Origin of the sequence: Pseudomonas sp. AM8, from assembly GCF_036346475.1 — a bacterium.
GTDB classification, from domain to species: domain Bacteria; phylum Pseudomonadota; class Gammaproteobacteria; order Pseudomonadales; family Pseudomonadaceae; genus Aquipseudomonas; species Aquipseudomonas marginalis.
The window spans coordinates 141,499-164,714 of record NZ_JAOTNX010000015.1 but is presented as its reverse complement, the minus strand read 5'-3'; the positions used below and the strand labels follow the sequence as shown (position 1 = coordinate 164,714).

The following is a 23,216-nucleotide window of genomic DNA, read 5'->3' as shown; positions in this document are numbered from 1 at the left end:
ATGGCACTCCCTGATACCGCCGCCAGGCAAGCAAAACCCAAAGCTTGCGCCTACACCCTGTGAGATCGAATACATAAAAGACAGGACATGACCATTTGTGGATGAAGGCTTGGCAAACAGGTGAGACCATTTACGTATTTGCGAGTACCCATCCAATCTGGTCACCAGAACAGCATCCTCAATGCCAACGCGACCACGACTAGATTGAAAACTGCCTCCATCCACTGGTCGCCCTTCTTCAAGGCAAACTTCGCGCCGGCATTTGCACCCAATAGCGTGCCAATAATCAAACAACATCCGTACTGCCAGTCAATGATGCCGCTGACGCCGAAAATCAGTAATGATCCCGCGGAGAGAACCAGCCCACCGACTTTGCGGGTCCCCACCGATTCGCTGATGGTTTTTCTGAAAAAGATAATGAACAAATACGTCGAGAGTTTGGCTTGCCCACCAAATAGCCCGCCGATCATTCCTACGGGTATAAAGAGGATATAACCAAACAGACGTCTGATCGCTGAGGGAGGTGTTTCGCCGCTACTAGGTTTTTTTATAAAGGACAGTGCGACGAGCAGCAATGTCAGCCCGCCAATTACCTTGTGCAGCAGCGCGGGATCTATTTGAAGAAGCAGGCTCGCGCCTGCCAGAGCCCCAACCAACCCCAGTACCGCAGCTGGAAAGGCCAGCGCATAATCGACCTTTCCCTGGTTATGGAAGTGCCGCAGGCCGGCAAACATGGTGCCTACCGAGGCCAGGCGCGCAGTGGCGATCGACGACTGAGGTGCAATCCCCAGCCAGATCATCACCGGAACGGTCAAAAAAACACTCCCACCGGTGTTGGTCCCGACGAATCCCGTTATTATTCCGAGGAAAATCAGACCGACGCCTGTCAACCACTCATGACCCATCATGTTGAGGTGCTCGCATAAGATTCATGGCACGGCTTACTCGCTCAAGTAAACCGGGTCTATCCAGTGATAGCAGTTTCTATTTCGGGAGCTGGCGGTCACATGAAGCTTTGCGGTATGTACGAAGCTGTACTCGCCGATAATCGGGCGGCGTAGCGAACTTTCAGGCCCAGTGATTTTGCATACAGCACACGTCGTTTAATGAGATCTTGTATCTGTGCTTTTGATTTTCTAATTCGATATTTCTGTGACGTTTCATTGATACCAGCAAATATGCCTATCCAGTGTGCTCCTGTCGCCGCAACCGCATCAATATCATCTTGATACGCGCAGGCATAGGATAACTTCCTGTCGGTGAGCGTTGATACTGGAAATCAAATGAAATGTACTTGAAGGGTTGCAGCAATATCAAGCATCGCAAATCAGGGTTCCTCAGCCACCCATATGAATAAAATTTCATGACTTCGCATATTGACTTTCTTAAATTACTGACTGCCTGCTCTCGCCAATTGAATCAAAAGAAATTTTATTTATGACACTTTTTCGCACAAGGCAGAGTACTTCCTGACATCTCAACCCTTTTATAACTTCCAACAGCTTTGCACTCGGCAAGCTATATATATTTAATCTAACAGAGGACCTGAGATAGATGGCACTGATTAAAAGCCGTCCAGCAGATTTTACTGAATCGATTTTCGACCGCAGACAGCAGCCTGGAGCGTAGATGGTAGACAAAGGTCGCGAAAACCACAGGCCGCAGATAGCGCGATAGAGGCCTGCGAAACCCGCTCGAAAGACTTAAACCATAGAATGAGTGATCGGAATGTACTTTTGCGCAGAATTAAGTCATTTAGGGACCTACCTGGCTCAGCCCTCAGCACTTTAAAGTACGCCAATCATTCAACTATCGGCGTCTGTATGAATCTCTGGTTTCGACTTCTCCTCATGCTGCTTCGTCGACCTTGGCGCAAACCGGCAAAAGCGCTGGATTCGACCGTTATCCGAATGCGCGTCTGGCCACTGGACCTCGACTTCAATCGACATGTCACCAACGGCCGATATTTCACCCTGGCCGATGTCGGACGCATGGATTTCGTTTTGCGCAGTGGCGCCTATCGAGTAGCTATTAGAGCAAAGGCGCTGCCCATCGTCGGAGACACTTGGGGTAAATTTCGTCGTGAGCTTAGACTGTTTGAAGCGTTTGAAATCCACACAAGGATGCTTGGCTGGGACGACAAGTGGAGCTTCATGGAGCATCGATTTGTGAGTAAAGGCAGAGTGATCGGCGTTGTCGTAATGCGAGGTCTATTCCGTTCAGCGAAAGGTATTGTTCCGCCAAGCGAGTTTGTTCGAGAACTGGGACTGCCCGAACGGTCGCCAGAGATGCCGGAATGGCTGACCTCGTGGTCGCAGAGCTGCGATGCCATGAGTCGGCAACTCAGGGATGAAGAAAGCACCAATGATTGACTTGACGTGCAGTCAGCCCGTGACCAGTGCGCTATTGGTTTACCTGCCTTAACCGTAAATTAACGCAACCTATTAAGCTTGGTTGATGCGCATCCCCCCCTGCCCCCCGGCCACTCATGCGGTGATGGCGACCCCATCGAGTCTGCCGGGCCAATCGAAAACGACGCACTACCGATCTATCACTCTGGAATGGTTCGATACTCATCGCTTGCCCTGCTGCGCATCAAGAGGGATCTCGAGGATGAAGGTTGCGCCCTGCCCTTCCCCGTCACTGTGCACGGTCAAGCTGCCACCCATTTCCTGCGCGGCGAGCGCGCAGCTGTGCAGGCCGAAACCGTGACCGTCTTTGCGAGTCGTGAAGCCATGGGAAAAGATACGCGTCAGGTGCTCTGGCGTAATCCCGTTGCCATTGTCGGCCACCGTGATACGCAAGACTGCCCCGTCACCGATGAGGGAGGCGCTGAACGTGATGCACGGGCTGCGATCGACCACGCCGTCCAACGCCTGCCTGGCGTTTCTGATCAGGTTTACCAGAATCAGCAGCACCCGGTGCCGGTCCAGCGAGAGCAGGGGCAAGTCGGCAATGTCCTTGACCACCGTCACCTCCTGATTCATCCGTGAGCCGGCACTCATGCGCCAGGCATCATCGATTAATTCCGAGACCGGTATTGTCTCGACGACACTGACGGCAACGGCATAGGACTGCTGGGCAGCGACAATGGTCTTGATGTGGTCAATGCCTTTGGTGAGTTGCTCGAGCTCTTCGATGATGCCCTGCTGCTCTGCCGCCACCGCCTGCGCCAGCTTGAGCAGGTAGTCGGGCAGCATCTTTCCCCTCTGGTCCTGGGTGAGAAAATCGCTCAGCTCATGGATGTGTTCGTTCATCATCTGCGCCACCTTGCCCAGGCCCTGGGCCTTGGAGGTGCGCATCTGGCTGCTGACCAACTCGGCCGAAACGTTCACGCTGTTGAGGACGTTGCCGACATTGTGCAGCACCGTCGTGGCGATCTCGGCCATGCCCGCCTGACGGGATTTCGCATTCAGTTCGGATTGCACCTGGCTCATGCGTAGCGCCGCGCGTACGCGAGCCTTGAGCTCCAATGGCGAGAAAGGTTTGGCGATATAGTCATCGGCGCCACTCTCCAGCCCGGAGATGCAAGCCTCGCTGCCGCCGCGGGCGGTCAACAGGATGACGGGCAGATGGGCAAAACCGGCGCTCGCCTTGATTCTGGCGGTCAGGCCAAAGCCGTCAAGCTCCGGCATCATCACATCCGAGAGAACGACATTGATCGGTTGACGCTGCAGCATGGCCCAGGCCTGCTCTCCATCAGCGGCGGTGACGACGCTGTAGTCGTCGCGCAAAAGCTCGCTGAGGTAGCCAAGCATTTCCGGGCTGTCATCGACCACCAGGACCCTGGACTGCGAGGTGCGTTCCGGGTGCTGCTCGTTGTCTGCATCGCCCATGGACGCCTGGTCGTTGCTACTGCCACGGCGGCCGTCGTCGAACAGCAAGTGGCGCTGCTCGGTTGTGATCATTGCGGTGGATGACGATCCCTCATGCAGATGACCGGCTTCGGTCGGCACCGTGTTTTGCTCGGTTCCTCGAGGAAATCGAACAAGGAAGCACGACCCCTTTCCAGGCTCACTGTTGACGCTGACTTCGCCCCCCATCAGTTCGACCAGATCCTTGACCAGGGCCAGGCCGATGCCTGTACCGCTGTAATGCCGCGTGGCGGAATTGTCGATCTGGGAAAAACGCTGGAACAGCAGGGGTAATTTGTCAGGCGCGATGCCAATGCCCGAGTCTTGCACCGCGAGCTCAAATCGCTCGTCATCAAGCGCAGTGACTGCCAGATGCACCGTACCGCCAGCAGAGGTGAACTTGATGGCATTACTCACCAGGTTGAGCAGAATCTTCTCAAAGTGTCGGGGGTCCAGGAACACGGTGCCGAGGGCAGGATCGATGCTGCAGGTCAACGTGCAGCCTTTGCCCTTGGCCACCATGGCGGCGTCCTCGGCCAGCACACCCACCGCCTTGTTCAAATCAACGGGCGCCGGACACAGCTCAAACTTGCCTGCTTCGGCCTTGGAGAAGTCAAGGATATCGTTCACGCGGTTCATCAGGCGCAGTGCGTTTCGTTGTGCGCGCTCGATTTGCACGCGCCAGTCCGCCGGCGGCGTGATCGCCACCGAGAGCTGCTCCAACGGGGCGAGAATAAGGGTCAAAGGGGTGCGCAGTTCGTGGCTGACCGTGGCGACGAAATCACTCTTTGCCTGGTTGGCCGTCTCGGCCTGGTTGCGCGCCTGAATAAGTGCAACCGCCTGCGCCTCCAGCACCTCGGTCTGTCGGTGCAGCGTGTCGGTCCGCTCGGCGACCATTCTCTCCAGAGAGGCCTGTACCTGCTGTCTTTCGGCTTCGGCCTCGGCCTCCAGCACCCGGATGCGCAAGGCATTCTCCTGGAACACCCGGACGGCGCGAGTCATGATCCCAATCTCATCGCCGCGTCCAGCACTGGCGATTTCGGCGGTCAAGTCACCGGCAGCCAGCCGGCGCATGACCGAAGCCAGGGCGACGATGGGCTGCGCGACAAACCGCGAGGTGCTCCAGGCGATGGCTCCGGCCAGCAGGATGGCGACGGCGCCAGCGACTATTGTCGCCAGCATGCCGCGATCCTTGTGGACCAAGGCGTCTGAACGCGCTTCGCCTGCGAAGCGCGCAACCAACAGGCCAGCGCTGCGTGCCTCGATACGAACCTGGTCGCGCGCGTCGCCCAAGGCGTTGCTCGCCTGATGGAACCCGGCAAATGCCGCCCGGTAGCCAACAATCTGATCGCTGACCGTCAGGGGCTCAGCGTTGGCCTGCTGCCCCACAGACGAAGGCAGAACCCGGGCGAGACGGGAGAGTTCATCGAGGATGACGCCTACAGAACTGGCGACCTCGGCCGACGGCGCCAGGCGAAACGACAAGGTCTGCGCTTCCAGGGTGGCAACACGTTCGGCGAAACGCTTGGACAACGCGGCGGCGTTTTGCAGCAAACCGATGGCGGCCTGAATGTCACTGGCGTCATGGGCAATGTGCTCGTCCACTTCAGCCAACATGACTTCAAGGCGCTCTGCCACGCCTCCAACAGCCCCCAGATGCCGCAAAGCCTCGCCGCCCCGGAGCCTGGGAGCCTCGCCAAGCTGCTCGAGCGCCAGGCTGGCTGCAGCCACCGCCGTCGCCAACTGCTCCAGGGTCTCCACCTGTTGCGGCGCGCCCATCAACTCACGCAATTGCTCGACCACAGGCGGCAGCGCCGCACAGGCGTTGCGCGCCGCAGTGGCGGCCGCACCATCACCGCTCACCAGCACCTGGGCCACATTGGCGGTAATGATGCGTTCGCCGTTGCGCAGGATATCCAGGATGCGATGGGCGCTCTGGGCGTTGCTCACCCGCGCCTGGTGGTCGGCGGCGCGGGAGTCCAGACCCTTCAGCCCATCGGCGATACCCTGTTCAACGAGGGCCGTCGCCTCTCGCATCCGGGCGTAATGGGCGGTCATATTCTCGGTTTCGCCATCCATGGTCAGCGTCGCCACCCGCAAGGACGCGATCGCCGCAGCGAGCCTCTCCAGGCTGCCCTTGAGCGATTGCGCCTCTGCCGCCGGGATGGCGTTAAGGCCGTTGATAGCGGTCGCGACCAAGCCTTCGGCCTGGGACACGCTGTCCTGGTCGCGGGTGGCAATGAAGTTTTCCACCCGCCCGGTAGCCCCGTTGACCGAGGCCAGAATTTCCGCGGAATGGCTGGCGGAATCCACCGCACGTACCATGCCTCGCAGGCCGTAGAGGTTCACGAGCGATACCGCCAGCATCAGCAACACCAGTGCGGCAACCGCCAGGCCGATCCTGACCGCAATAGGCCTGGCCGTGGCTGATTTGAATGTCAACATGGGGCCTCGCCTCCTAGCCCGCCGCTACTGTTTCGTCACCTCCGGCAAAGGCGCCGGCGGCGCCGTATGGTTGATGGCCGCATCGATCATCGCCGCAACGGAAGCCTGGCCGTAGAACGGATTGGCGGCACCGCCCACCGGCATAGTGGCAAGCCAGGCGTCCAGGTCCTTGGCATCAATACGTACCAGCGGCACCTCGACGAACTTCGGCACCTGCTTGCCCGCCAGTATCTGCTGGGCCACCCAGAACCCCATCTGGGAGACGCTCGGGGAGGCAGAGACAGAGACGGTCTCGTAGCCATTGGCATCGCGTTCCTGTTTCCACAGGGCAAGTTCGTCCTGACGGTTCCCCATCACAATGATCGGCAAAGGGCGTCCCGCCGCCTTGAACGCCATGGCCGCACCATATCCGTCGCCACCCTGGGTAGCCACGGCATCAATGGCGGGCAGCGACGGCAGCGCCAGCGTCACCTCCCTGCGGGCGACAGAAGCCGTCCAGTTCCCGTATACGGTCTTGACGAATTTCAGGCCCGGATAGTCGCTGGCGGCCTTGCGAATGCCATCGCTGATGTTTTTATCCGTGGCATCGCCAGCGATGCCACGGATCTCCAGTAATGTCCCGTTGCCCTTCAGGCGCTCGGCGATGTAGTCCATTTCCACACGGCCCATGGCGGACCAGTTGTAATCCACGGTATAGACACAGGGCTCGGTGACCAGGCTGGCCATGACGACCACCACGATGCCGGCGTTGCAGGCATCGCGGATCACCCCGTTGAGGGCCGTGTCGGAGGCAGCGAGGATCACGATGGCATCGACGCCCTTGACGATCATGTCCTGGATATGAGCCGCCTGTTCCGAAGCCGAGTTATTGGCGCTGATGACGGGAGCCTCACGGATCAAGCCCTCCTTTTGCGCCTGGAGCGCAATTTCCTGCCAGTTGCGCACCATCACCTTGCGAAAATCGCTACCTGCGTAGGAATTGCTGAAGGCAATGCTGTAGCTCGCGGTAGGGCCGCTGGCGATGCCGTCGGCGGCAGCCTGGGCCGGATTGGCGGCAACTATCGCCAGCCCCGCCACGCAGCCGGCGAAGCGCCCCAAGGTCTTGTGGATCGACTGGGTGTTCATGCTGTTCTCCATCGTGCTTGGCATTTACCAACAGTCATCCACCCGTACCGGCTTACAGCCTGGATCGACGGCGTGTTCTGGTTGGAGCCGTTGGCCCCCACATTGGAGATTTTCGAGCAGGTGAGGTTTGAGGCAGGCATTGAACGTTTCCCTGTATGCCGCGTGCGGGTTGTTGCGTGAGCCGTTGAAAACGCCTGAAGCCCGCCCACCGGCTGTCTTGCCGATACAAGGCTGCTGGCCAACGTCAATGATTTTGCCAGGGTCGGTGCCCTTGGCGGCCGAACATTGAAACCCGTAGATGGCTCGCATTGGCAATGAGCATAGTATCAAAGTGCCCGCTTTGCTCGCGGTCTGTGAACGGATGCGGCGTTCCGAGCCATAGTTTTGTGTTTGACTGCCGCCCCACTCAACCCTGCCTGCTGTTCTACGCTTGTTGCTCGACCCACTTATCGGAGACCCGACATGAACCCACACACCACCGCCCTGGTCCTGATCGAATACCAGAACGATTTCACCACCCAAGGCGGCGTGTTCCATGACGCCGTCAAAGACGTCATGCACACGTCCAATATGCTCGGGAACACCGCCACCACGGTTGAACAGGCGCGCGCGCTCGGCGTGAAGATCATCCACCTGCCGATCCAGTTCGCCGAGGGCTACCCGGAGCTGACCACCCGCGACTACGGGATTCTCAAGGGCGTTGCCGATGGCAGCGCCTTTCGCACCGGCAGTTGGGGTGCCGACATCAGCGAGGCGATTACCCGGGAAGACGGCGACATCCTCGTGGAGGGCAAGCGCGGGCTGGACGGTTTCGCCACCACGGGCCTGGACCTGGTGCTGCGCAACAACGGCATCCAGACCCTGGTGGTGGCGGGCTTCCTGACCAATTGCTGTGTCGAAGGCACGGTACGATCAGGTTATGAGAAGGGCTATAACGTGGTGACCCTGATCGATTGCACCGCGACCTTCACCGACGAACAACAACAGGCCGCAGAACGCTTCACGCTGCCGATGTTTTCCAGGACGTTGCAACACACCGAGTTTCTCGACGGGCTGAACGCCCGGTAGCCATCGCCCAGAAGGCGGCTTTACAGCCGCCTTCGGATTCCCAGCCACCTGCGACACCCCGGCCGGGTTCGTTGATCTGAAACACCTCAGTTGTCAGGGTGCTCGCTCGCCACTGAATCGGCAGCGTCCACATCAGACATATCCTCCTCAAGGGGTGCATCGTCGTCCGGCGGCAGCGGGATCTTATCCTCATCACGCTTCGGGTCGTGCCCTGTCTCGTTGTCCGTGCCGCGCGTAACAGCCTGCTGTGAAATGTTGCCCGGGGCATTCTCATTGATTTCCATGCTGGCTCTCCGTTCTTGGGCTCGGGATATCCGTGCTTAAGGTTGAGAAACACCATGCCCCCCAGAGTGCCGGGCAACAGACGAATGGACGCGCCCAGGCTGGCACAAGTTGACACTGCCGGCCGGCAGACTAGGGAAAGCCCTCCCGCAAATGCTCAAATCGCTGCCCGCAACTCACGGGGTGACAGGCCATAGTGTGAGCGAAAGCGCACGGCAAAACGTGAGGCCGAGGCGTAGCCGCAGGCGCCGGCAATTTCACCGATCGGGCGAGACGTTGTTTGCAGCCGTTGTAATGCTGTCGCCAGTCGAACGCCCTCCAGAATATTCCTGAAACTATTCCCTTCGTTCGCCAGTTGGCGACGCAAGGTCGACTCCCCCAGGTTCATGTGCTGTGCGATGCTCGCAACCGTCCAGTCTCTCTCCGGGCTGGCCATTACCAGCTGCTGCACCCGCTCGCACAAGGGATCGTTGCGCCCCATCAGCAGAGGTCCGGCCTGGCCGCCAAGGCTTAGGCTCAGCAGCACCGCTTCCCCATAATGTGTGCAGAGTGCCTGCGGGGCGTTTGCATTGATGGCGACCAGCAACTGCTCCCATGCCTGGGTCGTGTGCCTGTCCAGGGGAACGCATAGATCGCTCTTCAGTGCACCGCGACCACTCTTGATCTGCTGGCTATATCGGCTGCTGAATTGACGCAATGTCGAGACGGGAAAGGTCACCGCATCGGCGATGTAGTGACCCTGAGGGCCGGGGAAGTTTGAGATACCCAGCTCGCGCCCGGCCGGCATCAGAATCAGATGCCGAGGCCCTGCGCGCATTTCCCGGTCATCCCATTGCAACAGTTTTTCCCCCTGCCGCACTCGACACAAGGTGGTCACGAACACCGGCACCCTGGGCAAGGTAAGGGCATGTCGCGCCCGTATGACACAGGCATCGATAATATTTTCCCGGTGCTGTATGCCGTCACAAGGGCGCATGGTTCTTAACGTCCGTAAGTTGAAGTAATGGTCGCTTTGGCCAGGACGTTGGCGTTGAGCATGTAACCGACCAAGGCTCCGCTGGCCTGGTTGTCGAGCGGTAGCTTATCGACTTTCAAGGCCCACACGGTGAATTGATAGCGATGGGGTTTATCGCCGACAGGAGGGCAAGCGCCACCGAACCCCGGCTGGCCATAATCGGTTCGCCCTTGTACTGCACCCGCAGGCAGGTTTGCCCCCACGCCGCTGGGCAAACTATGGGTGGAGGCTGGCAGGTTGACCACCGTCCAATGCCACCAACCGCTGCCGGTGGGGGCATCGGGATCGTAAACGGTGATCGCGTAGCTTTTAGTCCCTGCGGGGGCGTTTTTCCACGAAAGCTCAGGAGACGTGTTGCCACCTTCGCAACCGAAGCCCTGGAACACTTCGCGACGGGTCAGCGGGCGGTTGTCAGCAATATCCCGGCTGGTCAGTGAGAAATCCGCAGCGTAGCCACTGAGTGTGACGGCCATGGAGAGTGCAGGCAGGATTAATCTGATGTTCATTGCGGCTCCAGCTGAGTCTTGAAGTGAAGCTCGAGTCTAGGTTGAACAAAACCGGGAGACTGTGCCGAAATGCTCGATAACAGTGCCGAAATGCTCGATTGTCCGGACGAACGATGGTTCTCGACGTGCCCGACAGCCTTCAGATGCTCAAGAGCTCGCTGACGGGCAGTCGATGAGTGGTCTTCATCTCCCGCAGGGAGAGGTTCGAGCGAATACTTGAAACCCCAGGGAGCTTCCTCAGCACTGTTTCGACAAAGCGGCTATAGCTGTCCAGGTCCCGTGCAACCACCTCAAGTAGAAAGTCCGCCTCCCCCGTTGTGTTATGGCAACTCAATACCTGCGGGGCCGCCTGGATAATCTTTTCAAACGTTGCCGTGGCTTCTTCGCTGTGATCCGTGCAGGAGATCTGGACAAACGCCTTCAGGCCCAGCCCGAGTTTCTTTCGATTGAGAATGGCTTGGTATCCCTCGATCACCCCGCATTCTTCCAGCCGTCTTTGCTTGCGCCAACAGGACGCTTCGCTGAGGGACAGCTGCTCGGCCAGCTTGACATTCGACAGCTTGCCGTCCCGCTGCAAACGCTCCGATATTGCAATGTCCGCTTTATCGAGCTGCTCAACCATGAAATAACCCCTCAAATTCAGGCTTAAAAATGAAGGTTAATTTCAATTCTTGCGCTCGGTCAATTGCAACTTGAAAGGTAATTTCAAGGCGCTCATTCATAATGGCAATGCCTGAATCGCCCCTCCAAGCCGAGGTAATTTGAATGAAAGCAGTCGTCTACGAAGCCTTTTCCAAACCGCCGCGCCTGATGAACGTGGCCGATCCATCCCCGGAACGTCATGGCGTGGTGATCCAGGTGCTTGGCACCGGGGTGTGCCGCAGCGACTGGCATGGCTGGAAAGGTCATGACCCCGACATTGAACTGCCCCATGTACCGGGTCATGAGCTGGCGGGCATCGTGGCCGAGGTGGGCCACGGCGTCACGCGGTGGAAGGTCGGCGACCGGGTGACCGTGCCGTTCGTGGGTGGCTGTGGTGCCTGTGCGCAGTGCAACAGCGGCAATCAGCAGGTGTGCCACACGCAATTCCAGCCAGGCTTCACTCATTGGGGGTCTTTTGCCGAGTACGTCGGCATCCACCAGGCCGATCTGAACCTGGTCCCGCTGCCTGAGAGCATGGACTTCGCTACCGCCGCAAGCCTGGGTTGTCGCTTCGCCACCTCGTTCCGTGCAGTCGTCGACCAAGGCAACGTCAGCGCCGGTCAGTGGGTCGCGGTTCACGGCTGCGGAGGTGTAGGCCTGTCTGCGGTGATGATCGCCCAGGCCATTGGCGCGAACGTGATCGCCATCGATATTTCCCAGGAAAAACTCGATCTGGCGCGCGCCCTCGGCGCTGTCGCCACCATTAATGCCCAGTACGTCGCAGACGTCACCGAAGCCGTGCTGGAAATCACCCAGGGCGGTGCCCACGTCTCGCTGGACGCCTTGGGCCACCCAACCACCTGTTTCAACTCCATCAACAACCTGCGCCGTCGCGGCAAGCACGTCCAGGTCGGGCTGATGCTCGCTGATCACGCCACGCCGGCGATCCCCATGAGCAAGGTTATCGCCCATGAGCTTGAGATCTACGGTAGCCACGGCATGCAGGCGCATCGCTATGGCGCCATGATCGAGATGATCACCTCAGGCAAGCTGGCGCCTGAAAAACTCGTGGGTAAAACCATCAGCCTGGAACAGTCCATCGACGCGTTGACGAACATGGACCGCTTCGAGACGGCAGGGGTAACCGTCATAACCGAGTTTTAACCCATGACGCCACCCTGAGCCGCACTGAACAATAGTTTAGAAATCTCTGAACTATCTATTTGCACTTCCCTATTCTTTCCGCCAAGCGCCCCTCCCTACTATTGGCGGCAACAAAGGAGCCTTTCCACAGAGATGGGGCCCGAAGATTGCCTTTTCTGATTGTCACTGCCGTTTTTTGTGCGTTTCGGTCCACGCCGAAACGCCGCTGTGTCAATCATGCGAAGGCACCTTTGGAGCAGATCGATGAAATTGGAAGTATTCCGAACGTTGTGGGGCTACACCGCAAGCAAGGCACAAGCGCTCGAAGAGTTGCTTGAGGCCGGGTTCGATGGGATGGAAGCCCGCCTGCCCATGACCGCCAGCGAACGCGCCGAGTTCGCAGCCTTTCTACGCGCCAACCATGTCAGCTATATCAGTACCGTCTTCAGCGCCTACGATGTTCTGCCGCAACAATCGGCGAGCGTCGACGAACACCTTCTGGACCTCGATAAAAAACTCGCTTGGGCGGCTGAATTGTCGCCGCGCTTCATCAACCTGCTGGCTGGCAACGACCGCTGGCCACTGGCACAGCAAGTCGACTTCTTTGGCCGCGCAATGGACGTCGCGCGCAAGCACGGCCAGGTGTGCGCCTTTGAAACCCATCGTGCGCGCTCGTTGTTCAACCCCTGGGTCACCCTCGAGCTGATTCGTCAACTGCCGGACCTGCGCTTCACCAGCGACATCAGTCATTGGGTCGTCACCTGCGAGCGCCTGCTCAACGATCCGGAAGATGACCTCAGCGCTTTCGTCGAGCGCGTTCATCACATTCAAGCCCGGGTCGGTTATGACCAGGGGCCCCAGGTTCCCCACCCCGCCGCTCCCGAGTACGCCCAGGCGCTGGCCTTCCATCAGCAGCATTGGGAGGCCATCTGGCGATCCCAGGAAAGTCGCGGCTATCAGGTCACCACGCTGACGCCGGAGTTCGGTGCCGACGGCTACCTGCATCACCTGCCCTTCACCAATGTGCCGGTGGCCGACCTGTGGTCGCTGAACGTATGGATGGCAAATACCGAGCGCGAGCATTTCCGGCGCTTCAGCGGTGCCTCAACCCGATAAGGAGCGTTACTTCATGCCTGACCAAACGCCAAAGGCCGCCAACTTCAATCGCATTCCGCTGGTGGACATCGCCGGGCTGTACAGCGACGACATCACACAGCGCCAGGCAGTGGCCGAAGAGCTCGGTAACGCCGCCCGCGCAGTGGGTTTTCTGTACATCAAGAACCACGGCATCGAGTCGTCGCTGATCGACGGCGTGCGTCACGCGGCGAAGGACCTGTTTGCGCAATCTCTTGAGTACAAGATGCAGCATTACATCGGCACCTCCCGCAGCCACAAGGGGTTTGTGCCTGAAGGCGAAGAGGTCTATGCCAAAGGCAAACCGGACCACAAGGAAGCGTTCGATATCGGTTTTGAAGTGGGCGAAGACGATCCGCTGGTCAGGGCCGGGACCCCCTTGATCGGGGCCAATGAATGGCCGGACCTGCCGGGTTTCCGTCCCGCCGTCGAAGCGTACTACGCTGCGGTGTTTGCGCTGGGGCGTCGCCTGTTCAAGGGCTTCGCGCTCGCATTGGGCCTGGAAGAGGACTATTTCGAGGCACTGGTTACCCGCCCACCGTCGAAACTGCGCCTGATTCACTACCCCTTTGACCTGGCCGCCCAAGACGCACCCGGCATTGGTGCGCATACCGACTACGAGTGCTTCACCATTTTGCTTGCCGACAAGCCAGGCCTCGAGGTGATGAACGATCAAGGCCAATGGATTGATGCGCCGCCCGTGGACGGTGCCTTTGTGGTCAACATCGGCGACATGCTGGAGGTCATGACCGCGGGTACGTTCGTCGCTACGGCTCACCGAGTGCGAACCGTCAGCGAAGAGCGCTACGCCTTCCCACTCTTCTACGCGTGCGACTTTCATACGCAGATCAAGCCACTGCCACAGTTTCTTGAAGGCGCTTTTCTTGAAGGCGCTAGGGATTACCAGGAAATCACCATCGGTGAGCACATGTTCGGCCAAGCGTTGCAGACCTATCAGTACCTGCGCCGCAAAGTCGAACAGGGCGAACTCACGCTGTACGAGAAAGCGCGCAAGCCATCGAGTTTCGGTCACTTGAAGAGCCAGGCGCAGGACGCGTCCTGATGCAACCCTCAGCCTGGTCACACCGCCCTGTTTAACCACCCGCCCAACCCTACTTTACCGACGTGGAGTCATCGATGATGCGCAATCCAATCAATCATGCTGTCCGCTTGACCCTGCTGGCCGTCGCACTCCTTGGTGCGGCCGGCGCCCATGCAGCAACGACGGTGACGCCCGGCGTACTCAAGATCGGCATGGAAATCACCTATCCGCCCTTTGAGTCATACGACGAACATAAAAACGTCGTCGGTTCCGACCCCGAGCTGGCGCACCTGCTCGCCAAGCACCTGGACCTCAAGGCCGACTTCGTCGACACCAAGTTTTCCAACCTGATCCTCAGCCTGAACGCCGGCCACTACGACGCGATCATCTCCGGCATGTACATCACGCCCCAGCGGCAGACGCAAGCGCAAACCATCCCCTACGCCAAGACCGGCGCAGCGATCATGGTGCTGAAGGACAGCCCGCTGAAACCGAAAGTACCGGAAGACCTCTGCGGCCTGAAAGTCGGCCTGGAAAAAGGCACCACGTGGGTGACGCAGTTCAACACGCTCTCGACCGACTACTGCACCCCGAATAACAAGGGCGCGATTATGGTCAGCGAGTTCCCGTCCGCACCGGAGGTAACCCAGGCGCTGCTCTCCGGCAATGTGCAGGCTCAGGTTGAGATCGACGGCGCCGCCGGCATGATCGCAGAACGCACCAAGGGCCGCGTCGTGGTGAGCACCGAGCACTCGATCTATCAGCAGACGCTGGGTATTTACGTCAAGAAAGGCAACGACGCGCTCTATCAAGCACTGCTCAAGGCCTTTGAGGCGAGCAAGGCTTCCGGTGAATACACCGCCCTGTTGAAGAAATACAACCTCGAAGAACCGACTAACTGACCCGGTGCAGCCCTGTGGGAGCGCTGCCGCTCCCACAGTCGGCGGCTTTCGCTTGACTGCCCGGCCCAGGTAAAGCCTGTGTCGACGCCAGCAGTTGGAGAGACACATGCAATTTGAATGGCCTTACTTTTTTTCTCTGTTTTCGCTCTCGGACTTCTGGAAAGCCTGCATTACGGTGGTGGAGCTCAGCACGCTGGGCTGGTTCATCGGCATGCTGCTGGGCTTCCTGCTGGCTTCGGCCAAGCTTTCGGCCGCGCGCTGGATCAGCGTGCCGGCGTCGATTTATATCTGGTTCTTTCGCAGCGTGCCGCTGCTGGTATTGGTGGTGTTCGTCTATAACCTGCCGCAGATGTTCCCGGTCACCCGTGGCGTCCTGTCCAACCCGTTCTATTCCGGCCTGTTGGCCCTGGTGGTCACCGAAGCGGCCTATATGGCGGAAATCCACCGTGGTGGCTTGATATCCGTGGCCAAAGGTCAAAAAGAGGCCGGCCGCGCGCTGGGCATCGGCCTGATCGGTTTGCAGCGCCTGATCGTGATCCCCCAGGCGTTCCGCATTTCCCTGCCGACGCTGATCAACGAATACATCACCGTGGTGAAACTGACCTCACTGGTCTCGGTGATTTCCTTGACCGAACTGTTGACCGTGGGCCAGCGCCTTTACGCGCAAAACTTCCTGGTGATGGAAACCCTATCGGCTGTGGCGGTGTATTACGTGCTGATCGTGACCGTGCTCGGCTGGCTGTTTCATTGGCTGGAGCACCACCTGGAACTCAACAACCGCACCCCCCAGACGCTGGATGACACCAGCATGGGGCGCCTACGCGCATCACAACCCGCCCCTCCTTCGGCAAGCGCTCGGAAAACCTCCGGGCCTGGCTCGGCACCCGCCCTGCAACTGGTCGACATTCACAAGCGCTACGGCCAGCACGCTGTGCTCAAGGGCATCAACCTTGATGTAAATGCGGGTCAGGTGATTTCCATCATCGGCCCGTCGGGCTCGGGAAAAACCTCGCTGATCCGCACCGTCAACGCCCTGGAAAGCATCGACCAAGGCGAGATCATTCTGTTCGGCGAAAGCTATATCCACGCCGGTGATAACACCAACACGCAACAAGTACGCCGTGGGGTACAGCACATCGGCATGGTGTTCCAGGGCTTCAACCTGTTTCCCCATCGCACCATTCTCGACAACGTCACCCTCGCGCCGCGCTATCACGGCCGCGACAAGCTGATCAGCGAGCAGCGCGCCTACGCCCTGCTGGACAAGGTCGGACTGCTGGCTCACGCGCACAAGTATCCGCATCAGTTGTCTGGGGGGCAGCAACAACGCGTGGCAATCGCCCGCGCACTGGCCATGGATCCACATATCATGCTGTTTGATGAGCCGACGTCAGCCCTTGACCCGGAACTGGTAGGCGACGTGCTCAAGGTCATCGGCGACCTGGCCAAAGAAGGCATGACCATGCTGATCGTGACCCACGAGATGGACTTCGCCCTGTCCATTTCCGACCGGGTGGTTTTCATGGAAGACGGCTTGGTTGCGCTGGATGCGGCGCCTGGGATGATTCGTGCAGATCAGTGCGGCGAGAGAATCAAGGCGTTCATGCGGGTTTGAACCCGGCGTAAGTGGGGGCTGAAACTCGAAACGCAAGCGTCGCTGATCAGCGCCACTCATCGTGTTCTCAGTTCCTGGCCTTGAGCCGGACACTGGCAAACGTCGACTCCCCCCGCGCCTGCTCCAAGGCACTCATTGGCATCGGCATCGTCACCGGTACGGCGCGAATCATCGGCCTCAACATGCCGGCTCGCTCGCCTGCCGTCACCAGGCGCTCGTCACTGGGCGGCACGCCAAAGTACTCGCGGTAGCATTTGGAGAAGTGCGGCGTGGACACAAACCCGCAGAGCAAGGCCAGCTCCACGATCGAAATGGGGGTTTGCTTGAGCAACTGGCGCGCGCGGATCAGCCGCAACCGCAGGTAGTAGCGCGAGGGCGAACAGTGCAGGTACTTCTGGAACATGCGTTCAAGCTGCCGACGTGACAGGGCCACGTACTCGGCCAGTTCATCCAGGTCGATCGGTTCTTCCAGGTTGGCCTCCATCAGCGCGACGATTTCCTGCAGCTTCGGTTGCTGGGTGCCGAGCATATGCTTGAGCGGCACGCGCTGATGATCCTGCTCGTTGCGCATGCGCTCGTACACGAACATGTCCGAAATCGCCGCCGACAACTCATGCCCATGCTCACGCCCGATCAGGTGCAGCATCATGTCCATGGGCGCGGTGCCGCCCGAGCTGGTCAGGCGTTCGCGGTCGAGGGTGAACACGCTGGCACTGAGGCTCACCCGTGGAAAGGCTTCCTGCATGGCCGCCAGCCATTCCCAATGCACGCTGCATTCAAACCCGTCGAGCAGCCCCGCCCGGGCCAATACCCAACTGCCGGTACAAATACCGCCCAGGCGCTTGGAATAACGCGCCTGGGTCCGCAGCCACTTCATCAGTTCGTCGCTCAGGGTGTGTTGAATACCCGTGCCGCCGCACACCACGACGATATCCGCAGAGGGCGCAGCGGCTATGGAACAGTCCGGCGTGATGGGCATGCCGTCGCTGGCCCACACAGGATGACCGTCGACACTGGCGGTGTGCCAACGATAAAGCTCCTGGCCTGCCAGTTGGTTGGCCATGCGCAGCGGCTCTACCGCCGACGCCAACGAGATCAGGGTGAACTGATCCAGCAGCACGAATACCAAACAGGTGACCGGCCGGGGGTTCATGGGCGCGAAGCCAGGGGGATCGATTTTTGGGTGCGGTCCGGCTGCCGCGCCGTGATCACGCCGACCAGGGAAATCAGCAAGGCCAGGCCGATGGTCGACGACACCTCGAAGCGGTGCTCGGGCGTCAGCAGCATCACCGCCAATGCGCAACAGATGAAGACGATGACCACCCAGGTCAGCCAGGGAAACAGCCACATCTTGAACGTCAGGGTGACATTGCGGCGTTGCAGGACCTTGCGCATGCGCAGTTGCGACACGGCGATCACCAGGTACACCAGCAAGGCGATGGCGCCCGAGCTGGCCAGCAGAAACTGGAACAATCCGGCGGGCATGAAGTAACTGAGCAAGGTCACGCCAGCCCCGAGGATCGTGCTGGCGATCACGGCGGCCCTCGGCACACTCGCGGCGGAGGTCTTTTTCATCAGTGTGGGCGCATCCCCACGTTTGCCCAGGGAATACAGCATGCGTGAAGCAATGTAGATGGACGAGTTCATGCAGCTCGCCACGGCAATCAACACCACCACGTCCACCAGTAACTTGGCGTGGGGAATGTTCATCAGCTCCAGGGCGCGCTGATAAGAGCCTACCGACGCCAACAGCGGGTCATTCCACGGCACCACGGAAATCACTACGAAAATCGACAACACGTAGAACACGCCGATGCGCCACATCACCGAGCGCGTGGCCCGGGCGATATTCTGCGCCGGGTTATTGGACTCGGCAGCCGCGATGGTGACGGCTTCCGTGCCGATAAAGCTGAACATGATGGTGATGAATGCCCCGACCACCGCCGACAGGCCGTTAGGCGCGAAACCACCGTGTTCTTCCATCAGGCGACTCAGGCCACTGGCCTCCCGCTCGGGAATCCAGCCCATCAGCACCGCGCCTCCCAGGCCGATGAAGCCGATGATCGCCACCACCTTGGCCATGGCAAACCAGAACTCGAATTCACCGTACTTGGAGACGCTGAACAAATTGGTAACCACCAACAAAAAGATCGACAACAAGGCGAACAGCCAAGCGTCGATCTGCGGGAACCACTGGTTGAGGATATGCCCGGCGGCCAGGGCTTCGATGGGAATCACCAGCACCCAGAACCACCAGTACAGCCAGCCGATCGTAAACCCGGCCCAGCGGCCGATGGCCTGGTCGGCGTAGGTCGAGAATGAGCCGGTGTCGGGGTTGGCCACCGCCATCTCCCCCAGCATGCGCATGACCAGCACCACCAACAGGCCGGAAAACAGATACGCCAGCATCACGGCCGGCCCCGCCGCCGCGATGGCGTGCCCGGAGCCGACAAACAGCCCCGCGCCGATAATGCCTGCAATGGAGAGCATGGTGACATGACGCGGCTTGAAGCCCTGCGCCAGCTGGCCGTTGGAGTCCTTGGAAATCAGGCTATTCATCGTTGTTTTTTATTCTCTGTGATCGACGTTAAGACGTACTGACTGGAAGGTCAGGCGATCATCGTTTCTTAATGACGGGTCACAGTACGCGGCATCCCTGCCGCGAAAATAGCCTGATAACGGCACTCAGTCGCCTGATATCGACATCGAGCCGGGGCTGGTTAGCCGCTTTTCAGAGCCTCGCCCGCTCCGTATGTCCTCAGATCAGGGCATGGGTATCTACACAATGTTGGTAGGGCCCTGGACCTGTGGCGAGGGAGCCGACGCCTATCTAACTGATGCCCCGCTACCTAAATGTGGGAGGGGCGGTGCGACGATTCGACTTGCCTCCGACGGCGGCCTCTGGGCCGACCAGGATGTTGGATCAGACCGAGTACATATCCGTTGCTTCGGTAACGGCGGCTATGGGTTCCGCCCTTACGGCGGCTAAACCGGCATCCCTGCCGGTTTACCCCCCAAATTACTATCGAATTCCGGCCAGCGTGGTTTAACGGGGCGCCTGAGATCAAGATCTAAAGCAAGATCAAGGGCGGCTCGCTTCGCATCGTGGTTACCGGGGGTGACTACTACGATACCGATGCATATCGAGGGGAGCACCAACGCATGGAAACCCAACAGTCCCGCACCGCACAGGCGCCCCACAAAGAGGGCATTACCCTCGCCTACACCCGCGCCCCAATCAACACCAGCACCCCACCCCACTGCGTCACCCTGATCGGCAAGCTTTGCTCCAAGGCCTCCAGGGTCTGGCGCGCATCATCCAGCGGGAACCGGCCACTCACGCGCAGCTGCGCCACCGCGGCATCCAGGCGCACGATGCCCTTGCGGTAGGGCCGGATCGCTTCCACCACGCTGGCCAGTGTCTGGTTGCGCACCACCAGCCAGCCGTCGAGCCAGGCGGTTTCGGTGGCGGCCATGGGCACTTGGGTGAGGATGCGCTGGTGGTCGAACAGCGTGCTCTGGTGCATGGCCACCCGTTGCTGCGCACCGCCGTCGAAGTGCAGCACCGCATCGGCATCCAGGGTGACCAGGCGCATCGCGCCGTCCTGTTCACTCAGCATCAGGCGGCCCGTGGTGGCACTGATATGGGCGGCGCGGGTCTTGACCTGCAGCGGACGCAGCAGGTTCACCAGCATTTCGCCGGTGCGCAGTTCAAGGCTGTGCGCGTCCCCGGCCAACGTCGAGACCACCTCGCTGCGGGCATTGAGCTTGAGGGTGCTGCCATCGGCCAGTTGCCAGGTGCGACGCTCGGCGGTGCCGGTGGCGTAGGTCTGCCCCGCGTCTTCAAAACGCCAGCCCCACCCCGCGCCGGCCGCCAGTCCCAGCGCACACAGACTGGTACGCAGAAATGCGCGACGGCTGTTGGGTTGCTCCAGGCTGCGCAGCAACTGCGCGCTGGAGCGCCCGCGCCAGGGTGAGGCCTTGAGCTGATCGAGACCGGCGAGCAGTTGCGCATATACCTGGCGATGATGGGCCGAGGTGCCCCGCCATTCATCCAGCGCCTGCTGCTGGGCGGGGCTGAAGTCGCCGGACTGGATCTGCACCAGCCAGCCGATGGCTTCCTCGGCCACCGGGTCGTTCAAAGGCTGTTTGCTCACTCGCTCAACCCCAGGTAACAGGCGCGCAGGGCCTGGGTCATCAATTGGTGGATGCGCCCCAGGGACAGGCCCAGGCGTTCACTGATCTGCGTGTAGGTCATGCCGTCCAACTGGCTGTGCACGAACACCGCCTTGGCTTGCCCCGACAGGCCGTCCAGCAGCCGGTCGATGGCCAACAGGCTCTCGATCAGAATCAGTTGTTCCTGGGGTGATGGGTGCACGTGTTCGGGCACGTCGGCCAGGATCTGCAAGTAGGCTTTTTCCAGGTCGCGTCGGCGCCAGCTCTCGTACATCAGCCGCTGGGCGATGGTGGTCAGCAGCGCGCGCGGTTCGCGAATGGCCGTGGGGTCGGGCAGCATCCACACCTTGAGGAAGGTCTCGGCGGCGATGTCCTCGGCGCTGTGGCTGCAACCGGTGCGGTACGACAAACGCGCACACAACCAGCTGTAGTGCTGCTGGAAAATCTGGCCGATAAGGCGGGTCTTGAGCAAAGCATTCGGGTCCATAGGTCCATAATCTTCATGGACTGCACACGCCAGCGGACAAGTGGTGGTGGGCCTGTCGGTTTGAGGTAGACCTGCGTCCGGGCAGGTGAGTCCAGTTTGCCCCAGGGGGCTTCACCAGATAAAAGAATAAAAAAAGCCATCAAGCTGCATTTTCTGCATAACCTTCGGCGCTTTTACGGGCACGCCAAAGCACCGCCTGCGGCTGTCGCAGGCGATGCGGCGCGTGGCTCAGTGCGTGGCCAGTTGCGCCTCGCTGCGTTCCTGTTCGCGCAAGGGGCGCACCAGCCAGGTGACCACTACGGTCAGCACCAGCAGGATCACCGCCAGCGCCCAGAGCACGCCATGGAAGGCACTGTCATAGCCGCCGATAAACAGGCTGTGCACCGCCCCCGCCTGCTCCGCGCCCAGGGTTTGCAGGGACCCGGTGAGATTGCCGGCGGCGACGTCGTCGATCCAGCGTTGCAGGGTCGCCGGGTCGGGCGCCAGGCGGCTCAACGTGCCGCGCAACTGGCTGTCGAGCAAGGTCGCCAGCAGCGAGCCATACAAGGCCACCGCAATCGCCTCACTGCCCAGGCGGAAGGTGTTGAGCAGGCCCGCCGCCATCCCGGCCTTCTGCTCCGGCACGGTCTTGAGCGCCAGGCCATCCACCAGCCCGGCCGACAGGCCCATGCCGATGCCCACCAGCAACAGCGGCACTGCCAGTTGCCACAGCGCCACACCGACCTGGCTGACCAGCGCCAACGCCACCACACCGACCAACAACGCAATCAGGCTGGCCTTGAGAATGCCGATCGCCGACACCCCGCGTGCCGCCCACTTGCCCGCCAGGATCGGGCAAAACAGCATCGGCACCGTCAGCAGCAACATCGCCAGGCCCGCATGGGTCGCGCTCAATTGCAGCACGCCGAACAGGTAGCTCGGCAGGTACGTGAGCAAGGTCACAAAGCCGAACGACGCCGCCACGGTGACCAGCGCCAGGCCGACAAAGGGCCCGCGCGCCAGCAGCGACAGGTCGAGCATTGGCTGCAGGTGGCGACGCTCCTGCCAGGTAAACACCGCCAACAGCACCACGGCGACCGCCACCAGGCCGAGTACACCGCGGCTGCTCCAGCCCCATTGCGAGCCCTGCACAATCGCCACCATCAGCGCCAACAATGCCAGCACAAACAGCGTCGCACCCGGCACATCGAAGCGCGCGGTGTGTTCAGCCAGCACGCCATCGCGGGTAATCAACGGGCTGCCCAGCAGCACGATCACCAGGGTCACCCCATGGGCCCAGAAAATCGCGCGCCAGCCGACGCTGTCCAGCAGCAGGCCGGACAAGGTCGGGCCCAGGCTCACGCCCAGGCCGGCAACGGTGCCGAACAGGGCAAACGCGCGCAGCCGCGCCGGGCCGCTGAAGTGGGTGGACAAAATCGCGATGCCGCAGGAAAAGATCGCCGCCGCCCCGATGCCCGCCAGCCCCCGCGCCGCATCCAGCAGCCAGGCGCTCTCGGCCACGGCGGACAGTACCGAGGCCACCACGTACAGCGAAGCGCCTGCGACAAAACAGCGTTTGCGCCCGAGCCGATCCGCCAGCGCGCCCCACGCCAGGGTGAAGCAGGCAAACGCCAGGTTGAACGCATTGACCACCCATTGCAGGCTGGTCAACGGCGCCTGGATGTCGGCGCCGATGGCCGGCAACGCGAGCGCCGTACCCGAGATGGAACTGGGCACGACGAAAATCGCCAGCAGGATGATGGTCAGTAAAGCCGTATCGGCAAAGGTCGTTTTCATGGGT

General features: G+C 60.3%; 18 protein-coding genes and 3 pseudogenes. 7 read left to right on the top strand and 14 right to left on the bottom strand.

What is annotated here, in order from left to right; translation table 11 throughout:
• Positions 1-161 precede the first annotated feature (161 nt).
• Positions 162-908: a sulfite exporter TauE/SafE family protein gene (locus V3W40_RS29625; protein WP_065927463.1), complete on the bottom strand. Its 747-nt coding sequence runs from the start codon at positions 906-908 to the stop codon at positions 162-164.
• Positions 909-1,823: 915 nt separating this feature from the next.
• On the opposite strand from V3W40_RS29625, the gene V3W40_RS29620 reads away from it, so the two are divergent.
• On the top strand, positions 1,824-2,372 hold the full coding sequence (locus V3W40_RS29620; RefSeq protein ID WP_065946955.1) for a thioesterase family protein: 549 nt from the start codon (positions 1,824-1,826) through the stop codon (positions 2,370-2,372).
• A 201-nt stretch (positions 2,373-2,573) separates the two neighbouring features.
• Here the strand turns inward: V3W40_RS29620 and V3W40_RS34970 are convergent.
• From V3W40_RS34970 to V3W40_RS29610, 4 genes and pseudogenes are all read right to left on the bottom strand, one after another.
• A pseudogene (locus tag V3W40_RS34970) lies at positions 2,574-2,918 on the bottom strand (ATP-binding protein); the annotation flags it as partial.
• Positions 2,919-3,437: 519 nt separating this feature from the next.
• A pseudogene (locus V3W40_RS34965) lies at positions 3,438-3,773 on the bottom strand (response regulator transcription factor); the annotation flags it as partial.
• Positions 3,774-3,986: 213 nt separating this feature from the next.
• Positions 3,987-5,036, bottom strand: a pseudogene (locus V3W40_RS34960) (sensor histidine kinase); the annotation flags it as partial.
• 1,287 nt (positions 5,037-6,323) lie between these two features.
• Positions 6,324-7,436: an ABC transporter substrate-binding protein gene (locus tag V3W40_RS29610; RefSeq protein ID WP_442962875.1), complete on the bottom strand. Its 1,113-nt coding sequence runs from the start codon at positions 7,434-7,436 to the stop codon at positions 6,324-6,326.
• Positions 7,437-7,886: 450 nt separating this feature from the next.
• Here V3W40_RS29610 and V3W40_RS29605 point away from each other — a divergent pair, with 450 nt between their 5' ends.
• On the top strand, positions 7,887-8,492 hold the full coding sequence (locus V3W40_RS29605) for a cysteine hydrolase (RefSeq protein ID WP_330216196.1): 606 nt from the start codon (positions 7,887-7,889) through the stop codon (positions 8,490-8,492).
• Positions 8,493-8,578: 86 nt separating this feature from the next.
• On the opposite strand, the gene V3W40_RS29600 is transcribed toward V3W40_RS29605, so the two are convergent.
• From V3W40_RS29600 to V3W40_RS29585, 4 genes are all read right to left on the bottom strand, one after another.
• The gene (locus V3W40_RS29600; protein ID WP_027606646.1) at positions 8,579-8,776 is read right to left on the bottom strand and encodes a hypothetical protein; all 198 of its coding nucleotides are present in this window, start codon (positions 8,774-8,776) and stop codon (positions 8,579-8,581) included.
• A gap of 155 nt (positions 8,777-8,931) precedes the next feature.
• Complete coding sequence (locus V3W40_RS29595) at positions 8,932-9,750, bottom strand: helix-turn-helix transcriptional regulator (protein WP_330216195.1); 819 nt, start codon at positions 9,748-9,750, stop codon at positions 8,932-8,934.
• Positions 9,751-9,755: 5 nt separating this feature from the next.
• Entirely contained in the window at positions 9,756-10,295 is a 540-nt protein-coding gene (locus V3W40_RS29590) for a kinase inhibitor (RefSeq protein ID WP_065927455.1), read from the bottom strand.
• A 139-nt stretch (positions 10,296-10,434) separates the two neighbouring features.
• Positions 10,435-10,917: an Lrp/AsnC family transcriptional regulator gene (locus tag V3W40_RS29585; protein ID WP_065927454.1), complete on the bottom strand. Its 483-nt coding sequence runs from the start codon at positions 10,915-10,917 to the stop codon at positions 10,435-10,437.
• A gap of 143 nt (positions 10,918-11,060) precedes the next feature.
• Between V3W40_RS29585 and V3W40_RS29580 the strand changes: the two genes are divergently transcribed.
• From V3W40_RS29580 to V3W40_RS29560, 5 genes are all read left to right on the top strand, one after another.
• The gene (locus V3W40_RS29580; protein ID WP_330216194.1) at positions 11,061-12,101 is read left to right on the top strand and encodes a zinc-dependent alcohol dehydrogenase family protein; all 1,041 of its coding nucleotides are present in this window, start codon (positions 11,061-11,063) and stop codon (positions 12,099-12,101) included.
• Positions 12,102-12,344: 243 nt separating this feature from the next.
• A complete protein-coding gene (locus tag V3W40_RS29575) occupies positions 12,345-13,196 on the top strand; it encodes a sugar phosphate isomerase/epimerase family protein (RefSeq protein ID WP_330216193.1) in 852 nt (283 codons plus the stop codon).
• 13 nt (positions 13,197-13,209) lie between these two features.
• A complete protein-coding gene (locus V3W40_RS29570; protein WP_330216192.1) occupies positions 13,210-14,277 on the top strand; it encodes an isopenicillin N synthase family dioxygenase in 1,068 nt (355 codons plus the stop codon).
• 77 nt (positions 14,278-14,354) lie between these two features.
• Complete coding sequence (locus tag V3W40_RS29565) at positions 14,355-15,158, top strand: ABC transporter substrate-binding protein (protein ID WP_074848160.1); 804 nt, start codon at positions 14,355-14,357, stop codon at positions 15,156-15,158.
• 106 nt (positions 15,159-15,264) lie between these two features.
• On the top strand, positions 15,265-16,773 hold the full coding sequence (locus tag V3W40_RS29560) for an amino acid ABC transporter permease/ATP-binding protein (RefSeq protein ID WP_330216191.1): 1,509 nt from the start codon (positions 15,265-15,267) through the stop codon (positions 16,771-16,773).
• Between the two features lie 67 nt (positions 16,774-16,840).
• Here V3W40_RS29560 and V3W40_RS29555 read toward each other — a convergent pair whose 3' ends face one another.
• From V3W40_RS29555 to V3W40_RS29535, 5 genes are all read right to left on the bottom strand, one after another.
• The gene (locus V3W40_RS29555) at positions 16,841-17,926 is read right to left on the bottom strand and encodes a GlxA family transcriptional regulator (protein WP_330216190.1); all 1,086 of its coding nucleotides are present in this window, start codon (positions 17,924-17,926) and stop codon (positions 16,841-16,843) included.
• Entirely contained in the window at positions 17,923-19,332 is a 1,410-nt protein-coding gene (gene gabP / locus V3W40_RS29550) for a GABA permease (protein WP_065941630.1), read from the bottom strand. Before gabP ends, V3W40_RS29555 begins: the two co-directional genes overlap by 4 nt.
• Positions 19,333-19,994: 662 nt before the next feature.
• Positions 19,995-20,930: a FecR family protein gene (locus tag V3W40_RS29545; protein WP_074846850.1), complete on the bottom strand. Its 936-nt coding sequence runs from the start codon at positions 20,928-20,930 to the stop codon at positions 19,995-19,997.
• On the bottom strand, positions 20,927-21,436 hold the full coding sequence (locus tag V3W40_RS29540; RefSeq protein WP_065927404.1) for a sigma-70 family RNA polymerase sigma factor: 510 nt from the start codon (positions 21,434-21,436) through the stop codon (positions 20,927-20,929). The genes V3W40_RS29545 and V3W40_RS29540 overlap by 4 nt, the downstream gene beginning before the upstream one ends.
• A 228-nt stretch (positions 21,437-21,664) precedes the next feature.
• Positions 21,665-23,212, bottom strand: coding sequence for an MFS transporter (locus V3W40_RS29535; RefSeq protein ID WP_065927403.1), 1,548 nt, complete (start codon positions 23,210-23,212; stop codon positions 21,665-21,667).
• Positions 23,213-23,216: the final 4 nt, after the last annotated feature.

Excerpts from the sequence above, each read along its gene's own strand:
- V3W40_RS29600 (WP_027606646.1), bottom strand. The coding sequence starts at position 8,776 with ATGGAAATCAATGAGAATGCCCCGGGCAACATTTCACAGCAGGCTGTT.
- V3W40_RS29580 (WP_330216194.1), top strand. The coding sequence starts at position 11,061 with ATGAAAGCAGTCGTCTACGAAGCCTTTTCCAAACCGCCGCGCCTGATG.
- V3W40_RS29620 (WP_065946955.1), top strand. The coding sequence starts at position 1,824 with ATGAATCTCTGGTTTCGACTTCTCCTCATGCTGCTTCGTCGACCTTGG.
- gabP (WP_065941630.1), bottom strand. The coding sequence starts at position 19,332 with ATGAATAGCCTGATTTCCAAGGACTCCAACGGCCAGCTGGCGCAGGGC.
- V3W40_RS29575 (WP_330216193.1), top strand. The coding sequence starts at position 12,345 with ATGAAATTGGAAGTATTCCGAACGTTGTGGGGCTACACCGCAAGCAAG.
- V3W40_RS29595 (WP_330216195.1), bottom strand. The coding sequence starts at position 9,750 with ATGCGCCCTTGTGACGGCATACAGCACCGGGAAAATATTATCGATGCC.
- V3W40_RS29565 (WP_074848160.1), top strand. The coding sequence starts at position 14,355 with ATGCGCAATCCAATCAATCATGCTGTCCGCTTGACCCTGCTGGCCGTC.
- V3W40_RS29535 (WP_065927403.1), bottom strand. The coding sequence starts at position 23,212 with ATGAAAACGACCTTTGCCGATACGGCTTTACTGACCATCATCCTGCTG.
- V3W40_RS29570 (WP_330216192.1), top strand. The coding sequence starts at position 13,210 with ATGCCTGACCAAACGCCAAAGGCCGCCAACTTCAATCGCATTCCGCTG.
- V3W40_RS29610 (WP_442962875.1), bottom strand. The coding sequence starts at position 7,436 with ATGGAGAACAGCATGAACACCCAGTCGATCCACAAGACCTTGGGGCGC.
- V3W40_RS29625 (WP_065927463.1), bottom strand. The coding sequence starts at position 908 with ATGATGGGTCATGAGTGGTTGACAGGCGTCGGTCTGATTTTCCTCGGA.
- V3W40_RS29605 (WP_330216196.1), top strand. The coding sequence starts at position 7,887 with ATGAACCCACACACCACCGCCCTGGTCCTGATCGAATACCAGAACGAT.
- V3W40_RS29555 (WP_330216190.1), bottom strand. The coding sequence starts at position 17,926 with ATGAACCCCCGGCCGGTCACCTGTTTGGTATTCGTGCTGCTGGATCAG.
- V3W40_RS29540 (WP_065927404.1), bottom strand. The coding sequence starts at position 21,436 with ATGGACCCGAATGCTTTGCTCAAGACCCGCCTTATCGGCCAGATTTTC.
- V3W40_RS29590 (WP_065927455.1), bottom strand. The coding sequence starts at position 10,295 with ATGAACATCAGATTAATCCTGCCTGCACTCTCCATGGCCGTCACACTC.
- V3W40_RS29560 (WP_330216191.1), top strand. The coding sequence starts at position 15,265 with ATGCAATTTGAATGGCCTTACTTTTTTTCTCTGTTTTCGCTCTCGGAC.
- V3W40_RS29585 (WP_065927454.1), bottom strand. The coding sequence starts at position 10,917 with ATGGTTGAGCAGCTCGATAAAGCGGACATTGCAATATCGGAGCGTTTG.